This window comes from Thermotoga sp. 38H-to (assembly GCF_011057665.1).
Taxonomy (GTDB): Bacteria; Thermotogota; Thermotogae; order Thermotogales; family Thermotogaceae; genus Thermotoga.
In genome coordinates, this window is the sequence record NZ_LNFZ01000001.1 from 459,463 (window position 1) to 472,824 (window position 13,362).

At 46.4% G+C, this 13,362-nt stretch carries 16 protein-coding genes; 1 reads left to right on the plus strand and 15 read right to left on the minus strand.

All coding sequences use genetic code 11. From position 1 onward, the window contains the following. Position 1 precedes the first annotated feature (1 nt). Genes AS158_RS02470 through amrA form a run of 12 tightly spaced genes read right to left on the minus strand, consistent with a single transcriptional unit; the run spans position 2 to position 8,373 of the window. Positions 2-802, minus strand: coding sequence for a hypothetical protein (locus tag AS158_RS02470; RefSeq protein ID WP_165304427.1), 801 nt, complete (start codon positions 800-802; stop codon positions 2-4). Then, entirely contained in the window at positions 799-1,908 is a 1,110-nt protein-coding gene (gene tgt / locus AS158_RS02475; protein ID WP_165304428.1) for a tRNA guanosine(34) transglycosylase Tgt, read from the minus strand. The genes AS158_RS02470 and tgt overlap by 4 nt, the downstream gene beginning before the upstream one ends. Further along, on the minus strand, positions 1,893-2,501 hold the full coding sequence (locus tag AS158_RS02480; RefSeq protein ID WP_165304429.1) for a cyclodeaminase/cyclohydrolase family protein: 609 nt from the start codon (positions 2,499-2,501) through the stop codon (positions 1,893-1,895). The genes tgt and AS158_RS02480 overlap by 16 nt, the downstream gene beginning before the upstream one ends. Continuing rightward, the gene (gene deoC, locus AS158_RS02485; RefSeq protein WP_165304430.1) at positions 2,491-3,237 is read right to left on the minus strand and encodes a deoxyribose-phosphate aldolase; all 747 of its coding nucleotides are present in this window, start codon (positions 3,235-3,237) and stop codon (positions 2,491-2,493) included. Before deoC ends, AS158_RS02480 begins: the two co-directional genes overlap by 11 nt. Before the next feature lie 11 nt (positions 3,238-3,248). Next, positions 3,249-3,797: an HD domain-containing protein gene (locus AS158_RS02490; RefSeq protein WP_165304431.1), complete on the minus strand. Its 549-nt coding sequence runs from the start codon at positions 3,795-3,797 to the stop codon at positions 3,249-3,251. Further along, a complete protein-coding gene (gene radC, locus AS158_RS02495; protein WP_206516519.1) occupies positions 3,794-4,423 on the minus strand; it encodes a DNA repair protein RadC in 630 nt (209 codons plus the stop codon). Before radC ends, AS158_RS02490 begins: the two co-directional genes overlap by 4 nt. Then, on the minus strand, positions 4,389-5,003 hold the full coding sequence (locus AS158_RS02500) for a Maf family nucleotide pyrophosphatase (protein WP_165304433.1): 615 nt from the start codon (positions 5,001-5,003) through the stop codon (positions 4,389-4,391). The genes radC and AS158_RS02500 overlap by 35 nt, the downstream gene beginning before the upstream one ends. Continuing rightward, complete coding sequence (locus AS158_RS02505; RefSeq protein ID WP_165304434.1) at positions 4,933-5,472, minus strand: Gx transporter family protein; 540 nt, start codon at positions 5,470-5,472, stop codon at positions 4,933-4,935. Before AS158_RS02505 ends, AS158_RS02500 begins: the two co-directional genes overlap by 71 nt. After that, complete coding sequence (locus tag AS158_RS02510; RefSeq protein WP_200883239.1) at positions 5,469-5,819, minus strand: NusG domain II-containing protein; 351 nt, start codon at positions 5,817-5,819, stop codon at positions 5,469-5,471. The genes AS158_RS02505 and AS158_RS02510 overlap by 4 nt, the downstream gene beginning before the upstream one ends. 5 nt (positions 5,820-5,824) lie before the next feature. Then, positions 5,825-6,874 (minus strand): FAD:protein FMN transferase, encoded by a 1,050-nt coding sequence (locus AS158_RS02515; RefSeq protein WP_038052610.1) that lies wholly within the window; start codon positions 6,872-6,874, stop codon positions 5,825-5,827. Then, the gene (gene amrS / locus AS158_RS02520; RefSeq protein WP_038052608.1) at positions 6,841-7,836 is read right to left on the minus strand and encodes an AmmeMemoRadiSam system radical SAM enzyme; all 996 of its coding nucleotides are present in this window, start codon (positions 7,834-7,836) and stop codon (positions 6,841-6,843) included. Before amrS ends, AS158_RS02515 begins: the two co-directional genes overlap by 34 nt. Before the next feature lie 12 nt (positions 7,837-7,848). After that, positions 7,849-8,373, minus strand: coding sequence for an AmmeMemoRadiSam system protein A (gene amrA / locus AS158_RS02525; RefSeq protein ID WP_038052606.1), 525 nt, complete (start codon positions 8,371-8,373; stop codon positions 7,849-7,851). Between the two features lie 76 nt (positions 8,374-8,449). Between amrA and AS158_RS02530 the strand changes: the two genes are divergently transcribed. Beyond that, a complete protein-coding gene (locus tag AS158_RS02530) occupies positions 8,450-9,340 on the plus strand; it encodes a DUF1385 domain-containing protein (RefSeq protein WP_038052604.1) in 891 nt (296 codons plus the stop codon). On the opposite strand, the gene AS158_RS02535 is transcribed toward AS158_RS02530, so the two are convergent. The 3 genes from AS158_RS02535 to AS158_RS02545 are packed head-to-tail and all read right to left on the minus strand — an operon-like array spanning position 9,236 to position 13,316. Beyond that, positions 9,236-10,111, minus strand: coding sequence for a glycosyltransferase family 4 protein (locus AS158_RS02535; RefSeq protein WP_038052602.1), 876 nt, complete (start codon positions 10,109-10,111; stop codon positions 9,236-9,238). The genes AS158_RS02530 and AS158_RS02535 overlap by 105 nt on opposite strands. Next, entirely contained in the window at positions 10,096-11,910 is a 1,815-nt protein-coding gene (locus AS158_RS02540) for a nucleoside-diphosphate sugar epimerase/dehydratase (RefSeq protein WP_235280294.1), read from the minus strand. The genes AS158_RS02535 and AS158_RS02540 overlap by 16 nt, the downstream gene beginning before the upstream one ends. Next, positions 11,904-13,316, minus strand: coding sequence for an HD domain-containing protein (locus tag AS158_RS02545; RefSeq protein ID WP_165304435.1), 1,413 nt, complete (start codon positions 13,314-13,316; stop codon positions 11,904-11,906). Before AS158_RS02545 ends, AS158_RS02540 begins: the two co-directional genes overlap by 7 nt. Positions 13,317-13,362 lie beyond the last annotated feature (46 nt).

A 13,362-nucleotide genomic window follows, 5' to 3' on the forward strand; every position in this document is an offset into this window, starting at 1 on the left:
CTCACCACCTCACAGCAAATTTGATGCCCGTTCCCTGAGTGTAGTAATACTCCGAAAAAGGATCGCTACTCACAGGTGAACTGATGATGAACGTGTCAAAACCTACAGATACGTTGTTCACAGTTGCGTAGAAACCAAGAGAGATTTTCACGGCACCTTCTTTTGTCTTGGTGTTGCTCAGCATCGAAACTCCCAGACCAGCTTTTTGTTCCGATCCGATCGTGAAATCTATTCTGTTTTCCAACACTTCCTGGTCAAATACCAGAGAGTAGGAGAACCTGTTTTTCCTGGAGGAATCGTAGAAAAGCTTCAAAAGATAAGTTCCTCCCATGTAAGTTCCTTTCTGACTCCAGAGGGTGAAATCCCGAACGCTGACGCCAAAACCAACATCTTTGAACAAGTAACCAGAAACACCTCCATGAAGATCGATCTCTTTTCTCTCTTCCTGATCCATAGTGAAAGAAACACCAGCTCCGACACTCAAGCTCTCCTCTGGCGAAAAAGCCGCATCGTATTCAATCGAGGTCTTGTAGCTGGATTCTGTTAGAGTACTCCTTTTCAAGTACAATACCCCGGCGATGTTCGGTGCGGGAGTCTGGAAGAGTCCGATCAGCAACGTTCCCAGAGATTCATTCTCACCAGAAAACACCTGATACGAACCCATGACTCCCTGTTTGTTCATGGAAAGAAGCCGTGCGGGATTTTCAAAAAACGCCCACTCACCAGACGAAGAAAAAATCTCAAGCTGAGAAGCCACTGTCAATGTTGAAATCGCGAGAATCAAAATAAAAACCTTCTTCATACACTCACACCCCCTGAAGAATAGACTTCCACCACTTTGCCTTTTAGTTCCCTGAAAGTTCCGTTCTCTATAGAATGCCTTACTTCCTTCATCAGAGAGATCATGAAGTTGATGTTGTGAATCGTGAGTAGTATCTGTCCAAGAACCTCTCCGCGATCGAAGAGGTGATGGATATAAGACCGCGTGAAATTCCTGCAGGTATAACATCTACACCTTTCGTCTACTGGTTCGAGGGACCGCTTGTTGTAGGAGGCTTTGAGGTTGAGTTTTCCATTCCAGGTGAGAGCAGTTCCGTGTCTTGCTATCCTGGTTGGAAAAACACTGTCGAACATATCCACTCCTCGATCAACAAGTTCGAGTATGAGTTCCGGAGATCCTCCTCCCATGAAATAACGGGGTTTATCTTCCGGAAGAAACTCCACCGTGACTTCGGTCATTTCAAGAGTGAGGGATCTTTCTTCACCTATGCTCAATCCTCCTATGGCGTATCCATCGAATCCAATTGATGTGATCTGAAGAGCGCTTTCTCTTCGCAAATCCGGATAAACTCCTCCCTGAACAATCCCGAAGAGTGCCTGATTCTCCGTTTTGAAAGCCTCCTTAGATCTCAAAGCCCACCGATAAGTCCTTTCTGTTGCCTCTTTCACTTCTTTGTAATCGGCATCGGGCACAGGACAGTGATCGAAGGCCATACAGACATCCGATCCCAGAGCAATCTGAACCTCCATGGATATCTCTGGATTCAGGAAAACCTTCGAACCATTGATAGGAGATCTGAAGACCACACCTTCATCGTCTATCCTGATCTTTGGAAGACTGAAAACTTGAAACCCTCCGCTGTCGGTGAGTATCGGTTTTTCCCATCCCATGAAGTTGTGGAGTCCCCTGTGGAGTTTTATGATCTCCACACCGGGCTTCAACATGAGATGAAATGTGTTCGAAAGAATTATCTCAGCACCCGCCTCTTCTAGATCCCGTGGGGTGAGGAGTTTCACGTTCGCGTTGGTCCCGACCGGCATGAAAACAGGGGTTTCAACCGTTCCATGGTGAAGCCTCATGATCCCCAGTCTTGCCCTTCCGAAAGTTTTTTTCACTTCGAATTCCACACGATTCCCTCCAGCATCTTCTTCACTCTCTGATAGCACCCTTCGATTTGCGCTTCCTGTTCTTCGAGTTCTTCCAGCATGTTTTTCTTGAAAGTTCCATCTGAAATCTCTTTCAAATTGATCAGAACGTTCACCTTTTCAACCAGAAAAACCGCGCGACAGAGATCCATGGCGTTCAGTGTGTCCGATGCCAGATTCTTGTTTCCAAATTCGGCAAGTTTTTCGAGCTCGTGTGCTAGGTCTTTCATCACCCTTATCACATCCATCGGTACAGAAGCGGCTTCCTTCAGAGCATTCTGAAGTTCTTCCTGAGAAGATTTGTAAGCTTTCATGACCTTTTCGAAGGCTTCCATGTCTTTCTTTGCAAGATCGAAGAGCTTCAACCTTGCTTCTTCCATTACCTCGACTATCCCCTCCATCTCTGGTTCCACATCTTCGTAACCCTTTTTCTTCCTGGTAAAATTCGCAACCATTTCAGCGAGAGCACACGCCATGGCTCCGACAACCGATCCAACAGCTCCTCCACCAGGTGTTGGCTTTCTCTCCGCAACCATATCACAGAAATCCTTGAGTGAAAGACGTTCAACCTCCATATTTATCTTCTCCCTCCTGAATAATCTTGACACCTGAACTCGTTCCTATTCTATCAGCACCGTACACGATCATCTTAACAGCGTCTTCAAAGGTTTTGATTCCTCCGGAAGCTTTTACACCCATCTCGTTTCCCACGATCCACTTCATGAGATGAACGTCTTCTGCAGTTGCCCCTCCCGTTCCAAATCCTGTAGAAGTCTTCACGAAATGAGCTCCAGCGAGTTTGGAGATGACACACGCTGCTATCTTTTCTTCCGTATCCAGATAGCACGTTTCAATGATCACTTTCACGACTTTTCCCTTCACTGATTCGACAACACCCCTTATATCTTCGTAAACGTACTCCCACTCTCTTGCCTTGAGCATGCCAACGTTGATGACCATATCGATCTCATCGGCTCCACTCTCAACAGCGAAAACCGTCTCATGGACCTTCGTTCGTGTTTCGTTTGCCCCCAGTGGAAAGCCAACAACGGTGACAACTTTCACACCGGTTCCTTCGAGTTCTTCACGAGCCAGCTTCACATAGCACGGGTTCACGCATACACCATAAAAACGATTCTCTTTTGCTTCAAGACAGAGTTTTTCTATATCGTCCGGTGTGGCAAATGGCCTCAGATTCGTGTGCTCTATAGCACTTCTCACATCCTCGATACCTGCGTTTTCTCTGAAGGGCTTGAACTCGTAAGATTCTCTGTACCTCGCTATTGCTTCCTCGATCATGTACTCTATCATGAGAAATCACCTCACAGACCGAGTTCGGAGGCGATTGATTTCATCGCCTCAAGGGAGATTTCCAGAAATTTCTCAAGAGAGAGTCCAAAGTTTTCACAGGTTCTCATCTGTTCCCTGTTTGCTCCCTTCGCAAAGGCCTTTTCTTTGAATCTCCTCAGCAGAAAGTCCACATCGATACCATCCAACTTCTTCTCCGTTCTGATCAGGGCAGCTGCCACTATAAAACCGGTGGTTGGATCCACCGCATACAGAGCCTTTTCCATCAAAGTCTCTGGGGTCTTCTTTTCACAGTGGGCCAGAATGGCGTTGAGAACATCTTCAGGTACGTCCTCATCTTTCAGAATTTCCAGCGTCTTCAAGCCGTGTTCCTCAGGTTTATCTTTGGTGTAGTCGTAATCCAGATCGTGAAGAAGTCCGGCAAGACCCCATTTTTCTTCGTCTTCACCGAACTCTTTTGCAAGTGCTCTCATCACAGCTTCCGCCGCAAGACAGTGTTTCACGAGATTTTTCGTTTTAACGTGGATTTTCAACAGCTCCATTGCCCTTTCCCTGCTGATCAAAGTTCTCCCTCCTCCCTGAAGCTGAAATATCCTCGTCTCGATACGATGACGTGATCCACAAGACTCACCCCAAGGATCTCTCCCGCTTGCTTCAATCTTTCCGTGATCAACCGATCTTCTTTGCTGGGAGTGGGATCACCAGAAGGATGGTTGTGAACGACGATCACTCCGGATGCGTTAGCCCTGATAGCCGTCCGAAACACGTCCCGAGGGTGTATCAAGCTTCTGTCAGAAGTTCCGACAGTGAGTGTGTTTTCTCCCATAACGTTGAGCTTTGTATCGAGGCAAATAACCTTCACGATTTCCCTTTCAAAGTACACCATTTCCTGACAATATTTGTATACTTTCACAGAAGAGTCCAACTTCTCCGGTATCCTTTCCAGTTCTCTGTGCAGTCTCTTTCCAAGTTCCAGAGCTGCTTTCAGGGTGATAGCCTTGACCATACCGACCCCTTCGACCGAGGCTATTTCTTCGAGCCCCGCGTTCGAGAGTTTTATCAACGAACCGTCAAACCTTTCAAGAAGATCCTTTGAAAGTTCGAGAACGTGCTTCCCCTTCTTTCCGGTTCTCAGCACGATGGCGACAAGTTCTTCAACCGAAAGTGACTCTGGTCCCGCCTTTATCATTCTCTCTCTTGGAAGCAACCTTCCACCATCCCTTTTCGTAGAGGTACTGCCAGACCATTCCAAGAGGAAATCCCACCACAGTGAAAAAGTCTCCTTCTATTTTTTCGACGAAGACGGCCGCAAAATCCTGTATCCCATAAGCTCCCGCTTTATCGAGAGGTTTATATTTTTCAACGTAGTAATCTATCACACTCTCTGGAAGTTCTCTGAACTTGACTTTCGTTGAAGAAACGAACACGTCTTTCGTTTCACTAGAAATGAACGCCACTCCCGTGTGAACCACATGCCATTTCCCAGAAAGCTTCTTCAACATACCTTTCGCTTCTTTCAGAGATTCCGGTTTTCCCAATATGTTGCCATCCAAAACCACCACCGTATCGGATCCAATGACGAGTACCTTTTCTTCCTTTCTTTTTTGGAACACCCATTCCGCTTTTCTCACCGAGAGTTCTATAACGGTTTCTTCAGGACTTTCAAGAAACTCCTCTTCAACATCGGGCTTTTCAACTTCAAACTCTATCCCCAGCAATTCCATCAGTTGCCTTCTTCTGGGTGAAGAAGAAGCGAGAATAATTCTCAAACACTATCCCTCCCATCTTGCTTGCCAGGAAGGCGTTGATTGTTCCCGAGACAAGACCGAGTATCACCATCAAAGGAAAGAGCAAAAAAGTCTTCGTGCTTCCAACCAGAAAAGATATAGCGATGAGCTGAACGAGATTGTTTACAAAAGATCCCACCACACTCAAGCCAAGATAACCAAAATTGAACCGGGCCAAGAACGATTCCACCAAGGCAGAAGAAACTGCCCCGAAGAATCCAGTTAGAAAAGATGGGGAAAGGAACCTGCCAGAAAAGAGAGCACCCAAAATGCTCTTTGCGGATGCGACGATCAGAGCATCTCCAAAACCAATTTCCGAAGCTATCATGAGAACTATCGAGTTAGAAAATCCCCATCTTCCGAACGGCACCGGAAAAGGAAGCAGATTCTCCAAGACATAAAAAGTAGAAGAGAGAGCAGTCAAAACTGAAAGAAGTGCTATCCTCCTCACCAGGTCACGGTATCGTAATCTGTCTTTTCCTCGAAGAATATTATCACCTCGTTTGGCACACAGATGATGGTTCCTCTTGGACCAACCCATCCGGTTTTCACGCACAGTTTCAGAGGACAGGTTGACTCAACGACTCTGACCCTATTCCCATCGAATTCCACCTTCATGAGGAATTTTCCGTTCTCTGTTATGTCGTACGTTCCTGGTTTCGATAGAATCCTTCTGAAGTCTTTCCCTTGAACCACAACCTTGCTTCCTTTCTTCTCTGAAGCGAGTATTGAAAAGATGAGAACAACGAAGATCAGAAGAATCAGCACCACATCTTTTTTTCTGAAGAAACTCCTCACCTTTTTCACTCTCTTTCGAACAGCTTGAAGGTCTCAGACTTTTCGATCGCTCCTCCTTCAAGAACTATCAGCGGGTGAGCGCCCATATTTGGAAAATCGAGTGTCACTTTCCTCCAGTCCTTTCCGGCCATCACAAAGCCCGCTGTGGAGAGAGCGTCAGCCGTGGTGGCATCTTCGGCTATGACCGTTACACTCCACACACCGCGGGCAGGATACCCTGTTGAAGGATCGAGAATATGATGATACCTGACACCGTCCACAACGAAATATCTTTCGTAATCACCGGAAGTCGCAACCGCTCCGGATTTCAGATAGATGTAATCTATCACACCGTCTTCCCTGGGATTCTTTACTCCTATCACCCACGGATACTTTCCAAACTTTGGCCCGATAACGCGAATATCCCCACCCGCTTCGACAAAACCCGTTGCGTTCTCATCAAAAGAGAGGGCTATCTGCCTGGCTCTGTCGAGGGCGTACCCTTTCGCTATACCACCAAGATCGATCTTCGCACCGTTTTTAACCATCACTCTCATGTTCTTATCGTCGAAGAGAACGTTTTTATACCCGGTATGCTTCAGAGCTTCTTCGATCTCTTCCGGAGAAGGTACCCTGAGATTTTCGTAGTTCCCGGTAAACCCCCAGAGTTCGAGAAGCCTTCCTAACGCTGGATCGAACGCTCCATCTGTGAGTTCTGCAAACGCGCAGGCCGCTTTGATCAAACTGTAGGTCTCTTCATCCACCTCAACCCATTCGTCGGGATGATCGTTTATCCTTTTCACAACGCTTCTTTCATCCGTGAAAGAAAACTTGTAGGTGATTCTCTTCATGTCTTCCAGAATGGCTTCTGCGATCGTTCTGGGATTTATCTTCTGAGAAGAAACGACTATCCTTACACTCGTTCCGAGAGCGAAATCTCTGAGCTCATAATACTGATCTTTCGTTCGAATGAGAAGTAAAGTCAAGAGAATCGCAAGAGATCCCAGAAGGAGAGAAGAAAAGATGATGATGTTTCTTCTGGTTAACCGATGATCGTTGCTATCTGACGGCCACATTTTGTGCACTTCCCTTCCTCATCCAGACCCATCTTTTCCACTTCATAGCCCTGTCTTCTGATCACAAGACTTCCACAATCTGGACAGAAAGTGCTCTCGTATCTTTCGTCCCACACGTTGCCGAGGTAAACGAAATTCAGATATTCCCTGGCCATCTCGTATATCTCGATGAGCTCTTCGACAGGCGTTGGAGGTATGGTGTACTTGTAATTTGGGAAGTAGCGGCTTATATGAAGAGGAATGTCCTTGTCCAGATCGGCGATCCACTCGAATTCTCTTCTCAGGTCTTCTTTGTCGTCGTTCTTTCCCGGAATTATCAGTGTGGTGAGCTCAACGTGGATACCAGCGTTGTAAACCTTCTCTATGTTTCTGAGGACCACGTCCAAATCTCCTCCGATCTCCCTGTAGAAATCTCTGTTGAATCCCTTGAGATCTATGTTCATCGCATGCACAGACTGAAAGAGGAGTTCAAGAGGTTCCTCGTTTATAAAACCATTGGTTACAAGAACACAATACATACCCTCCTTTACCGCCACACGCGACGTGTCAAGAACGAACTCGTACCAGATAAGAGGTTCGTTGTACGTGAAAGCGATTCCTTTGGAGTTCCTGTTCATCTGGGCTATCTTAACAAGCTGTTCGGGAGTAACTCTTTTGGTTTCTGGCTTTGCCTGTGAAATCCCCCAATTCTGACAGAAACCACACTTGAAATTGCAGCCGAAAGTTCCCACGGAGAATATCTGCTCACCGGGGTTGAAGTGGAAAAGCGGTTTCTTCTCTATAGGATCCATGGCGATCGCCGTTACCTCACCGTAGTTCAGACTCACCAGGGAACCGTTTCTATTCTTTCTCGCTCCACACAAACCAGTTTGTCCGTTACCGAGTACACACTCATGCGGGCACAGAAGACACTTAACTTTCTCATCCTCAAGAATTTCAAAGTGCAAAGCCATTCTCTCCATATCCCATCCTCCTCATTTGTAGCGTTCAACCGTGAACCTGTAAATCTCCACATCGTCGTCCCATTCAGGAATTCCAGCTTTCAGTTTCGCTATTCTGAGCTGTTCTTCGACCGTATCCACACCTTCTATGTCCGGAAGCAAAAGTCCTCTCCTCCAGCCTTTCACCACTATCACACCGTATTTTTTCGGGTCGAGCTCAGAGATATCCTTCACTGGTTCAGGAGAACTGAGAACATCCACATGCACAACGATATCGTCGAGTTCGTCGGGCAAGACCGGAGGAAACCTTGGATCCTGAGTGGCAGCCGCGATGGCGTTATCTCTTATCTCGAGAGCAAGATTCGGCTTTGTGGGAAGGTAGGTTCCTATGCAGCCTCTCAGAGAACCGTCCGTTTTGTGGAGAGTCACAAAAGCACCGGCTCTCCTTTTGAAAAGCTCCTCAGGAACACTTTCATCGGGTTCGATCACTCTTCCATATCTCACATAATTTTCTATGACCTTTATTGCCCATTTCACGTAAGGATGCTCACCTATCATACTCTCACCACCTGTAACAATTATAGCACCTGTTGTATCATAGAACTTGAGAGACCTTGAAAGGAGAGGATAGAAGATGAGAGCAGGTGGTCAGGCAGTAATAGAAGGAGTACTCATGATCGCGAGAAAAGTTTCCCTTGCCGTTAGAAAACCAGATGGGAACATCGAGATCAGGGAACTTGGTAAAGTGAAATTTCCAGGTTGGGCGAAGATACCTTTCTTGAGGGGTTTTTACTCGCTTTTTGTTTCTCTCTACTTTGGAATAAAAGCCCTCAATCTTTCCTCTGAAATCTCTTCCGGCGAAAGATTGAAGGAAAGCGAGAAGCTCTTTTCACTCATCACAGCCATTGGGCTTGCCGTTGGTCTTTTTGTGATAGTACCCATCTTTCTGACCAACTTCCTGGTGTCAAAGAAAGGAGAGTTTCTCTATTCTCTTGTAGAAGGATTCATAAGGTTCGGACTCTTTCTCCTCTACGTCTGGATCATCTCCCTGTTCAAGGATGTGAAACGTGTATTTCAGTACCACGGTGCAGAACACATGACGATACACGCTTACGAACATGGAGAGGAACTCACACCGGAAAATGTGAGGAAGTATTCGACGATACACCCAAGGTGCGGGACCAACTTTTTGATGATCTTTTTGATAGTGGCCATCCTGCTTCTCGGTTTAGTCGGTGTTGTTGTGGAGATGAACACCTGGACGAGGATCGTTTCAAGGCTTGTCCTTCTCCCCTTCGCAGCGGGGATTTCCTATGAACTCTTGAAAGTCATCGCCTTTTTCAATGGAAAGGGACTGGTGAAACTCCTCTATCTTCCAGGGTACCTTCTCCAGTATTTGACTACAGCAAAACCAGACGACTCACAGCTCGAGGTTGCCATCACCGCGCTGAAACATGCAGTAGGCGAAGAGAAGAACACAACAGAGGACAGCGTAAAGGAGGATGAAGTAGAACTTCTGGGATAGTCCAAGAAGATTGAACATCAGTGAAAAGGAAACGAGGATCAAAAGTGTTTTCCACTTTCCAACCTTTCTGGAAAACACGTGGTGAGTATGTTCCTCATCCGGAGAGAACGGGTTTTTTTTCGAAACTAACCTTCTCGCAAAACTGAATACGATCTCGTAGAACGGAAATCCAAGGAAAAGCGTGGCGTATCCAAGATCTCCTTCGAAGAAAACCACCGATGCTGTGGAAAGGTATGCACCGAGAAGAAACGAACCACTGTTTCCCAAAAAGGCCCTCGCGTCTGGAAGGTTCCATGGAAGAAAACCAATTATCGAAAACGCAAGAGACCTTTCTCCTATCATGAGCGAAGAAAATAGAGATATTCCACTCAGAAGACCATCCAGCCCGTCAACTACGTTGAACGCGTTAACCATGCCGACAAACCAGATCACAGAAAAGATTGGATGTATTTTCACTCCAAAGATACTGATTTCTATGGTCACAGCAAAGGAGAACCAGATAGCAACCAGAGTGGTCACGGCAAGTTTGATTCTGTAGGAAAGGTCAAAAAGATCGTCCAGAAGTCCAAGAAAGAACAAGGGGATCGAAAAGAGAAAAAAAGGATTGTCTCTTTCGAAGATGAGAAGCGTTAGAAATACGGAAATACCACCGATCGGCGGAACTGCTTTCCCGTGGGATTTTCTGGAGTCGGGACGATCGAGAAATCCCGTCTTCTTCGCAAAAACAGATAGCACCAAAGTCAGAAAGAAACTAATTATCGCTTCCCACATTTATTTGTGCCTCCGGGACTAATTTTTTTCATTTCAGTGAGAAGCCTTTTTATATCGCCGTTTTCGAAGGCTTCTTTCATTCTGTTGATTGCCTGTTCTACGCTCTCTTTCCCTGGAAGAACGGATGTTTTCACCCTGAAGATTTTCGAGTGTGGAGTCAACTCTTTCACCTCGTAAGGATAGAGTAACTCTTCGTACATTTTCTCTCCAGGCCTGATCCCGGTGAAAACTATCTTTATGTCCTGATAGGGAGTGTATCCAGAAAGCATGATCATGGTTTCCGCAAGCTTCAAAATGGGTATCTGCTCTCCCATGTCGAGGATGAAGAGATCCTTTCCGGAAGAGAAGAGAAGGGACTGGAGGATGAGGGAGACAGCCTCAGGTATGGACATGAAGTAGCGCTTCATTCGTGGATCCGTCACCGTTACAGGACCACCCTTTTCTATCTGGCGACGAAATCTTTCCACCACACTCCCTCTGCTTCCAAGAACGTTTCCAAATCTCACGATCGAGAAATTCGTGCTGTTTTTTTCTCTCGAAAGGATATAGAGTTCTGCTATCCTCTTGGTGAGACCCATCACAGAAGTGGGATTCACCGCTTTGTCTGTTGAAATGAAAACAAAGTACTTCACACCGAATCTTTCGGAGAGTTCTACAAGATTCACCGTTCCCAAAACGTTCACTCTGAAAGCCTCGAGCGGATTTTCCTCCATCAAAGGAACGTGCTTGTGTGCCGCTACATGGAAGATCACATCCGGCTTCAGCCAGGCCAACCAATATTCCATAATTTTTCCGTCGGCAACGTCCGCTATAATCCTTCTTTTCTTCACCCCCGGAAAGTGTTCGGTGAGAAATTCATCTATGAGATATATACTGTTCTCTCCGTGCCCCAAAAGAAAGATCTCCGCTGGATTCATCCTGGCTATTTGCTTGCAAAGCTCAGAACCGATACTGCCCCCTGCCCCGGTCACAAGAACTCTCTTTCCTTTCAAAAATTTCCCTATTTCATGAAAATCCACCTTCACTTCCTCTCGACCCAGGAGATCTTCTATGGACACTTCTTTCAAATGGGAGATCCTGACGCGCCCTTCTATCAGCTCTCTCACACTGGGAAGGGTCTTCACCCTAACCTTTTTCAAATCGATGCTTTTGAGAATTCGCTCCATCTCAGCTCTGGAAGCGGAAGGTATGGCTATCACGATTTCGTCCACGTTCATTTTCTCCACAATTTCCATCGTCTTCTCTATTGGTCCAAAAACCGGGACTCCTCTCACCTTTCGACCAATCTTTCTGGGAGAATCGTCCACGAAAGCCACCACTTTCCCCAAATGAGGGTGTTTCTCGAATTCTTCGAGGATAGAGACTCCCGCATCTCCCGCTCCTATGATCAATATTCTCTTTTCTCCCGAGACTCTACCTCTCCCGTTCACAATCATCCACTGCCACGTGATTCTGCTCAGAACTAAAAGAACCATCGAACCAAGAAAAGTGGCAAACCCCACGGATCTGGGAAGAACAATCCCCCTGTAAAAGTAAAAAAACGCGAGGTTGGAAAGATAAGAGATAACGCTTCCTCTTATGAGAATGAGGAAATCTCTGGCATTGGCGTATTCCCACACGATGGAGTAGTTTCCGTTCAGAATGTAGACAACAGCCGAAACAACAGCGTATACGATCACAGATTCGTCGTAACGGCTCATTTCCTGAAAGTCAAAACCGAACCTCGAAAAAAGCGCCACCACACCTGCAAAGTACGTCAGAGCCACGTCGACTACAAAAAGGAGTGCCTTTCTTACCATCTTGTGATCACCCTTCTCCCATCCTCCGGTATAACTCCATACTTGAAAAGTACCTCGCGTACATCCTCCGTTACGTATACCCTCACAATCTGAATCATGTTGCTCACCATCAACCTGTACGCGGGGTACTTCTTCACGTACTCGTCCACCGTGAGAATCTCATCATGTTTGGGATCGTAGAGGAAGACATTGTTCTGTAGGAATTCATCAGGATGAAAGATGGTGAGTTTGTACGGTGTGTCGATCCTGAAGAATCTCTCTCCGTAATCACGAATCTCTTCGAGAATGCTTCTGTCGGAATCCTCTACGTTTCCACTGGACAGCACGCGGTCGATATTTTCGACGATCTTATCGATCAAGTTTCTGGCTGCGGACAGACTGAGTTCGGATGGATCAAATCCCTCAGCGGAGAAGGGACGCTCAACAATCATTTTCCACAGATCACGATTTTTGAACCGTTCCACGAGTTTCTTTGTTTCACTGTCCCCCTTCAGTTCGAGTTCCCTGAGAATGGAATAGTCCGTCAATTCGAGAAATTCGTCGAGATCTTTTAATCTTTCTTCCAGATCGAGAATCTCACAGGCCCTTGACAGTATCTCTTGAATCATGAGATCGGCAGCACGGGACGTTTTGTGGAAATACACATTTTTGTACATCATGAATCGACTGAACAGTATCGAGTATATGTTGTCAACCACTTTCACATGGTAACAGAGTATCTCCTTTCCATCCGCCTTTTTAACAAGTGAATTCCTCAACACCCTGTCCACGTTCATCGGGGCGAAATGCCCCACTCCACTGTAGTAAGAATCCCTCAGCAGGAAATCGAGCCTGTCGGCTCCCAGCGGTCCCTGGATGATGTTGAAATCCACACTCCCCGTTTCCTCTCCTCTGTATACCTCAACTACCCTTTTTGCTATCTCCTGAAAGGCGTCTTCCAGGGAAACCTCTCCCACCGATTCTCTTATATCTTCGATTACTGCTCGTTTCAATCTTTCGTTGTATGAGTTGAAAACCCTCATCATCTCTTCTGGAAGCTTTTCCGTTATGAGTCTGTTTCTGAATTCGTCGTGACCATCCTCGTAACCGTATCTTTTGAAAACCACATCGTCGAACTGATGACTGAACGGACCGTGTCCAACATCGTGCAGCAAAGCGGCAAGACGTACTATCCTTATTCGATCGCTTTCTTTGAAAAGGTTCCTCGCGTACAATCCGGCGACGTGCATGGTTCCCAATGAGTGCGCAAAGCGCGTGTGAGTCGCGCCGGGATACACGACGGTCGCCCCTGCCAACTGCGAAAGAAAGCGAAGCCTCTGAACCACTTTCGTGTCGGTGGCTAGTATTTCCAGTGGATAGAGATATATTTCCGAATGCACAGGGTCCCTTGAAACCTTTTTGAACACACTATCACCACCCTTCTGTTAAATTGTATCACTCAAAAATATGGTA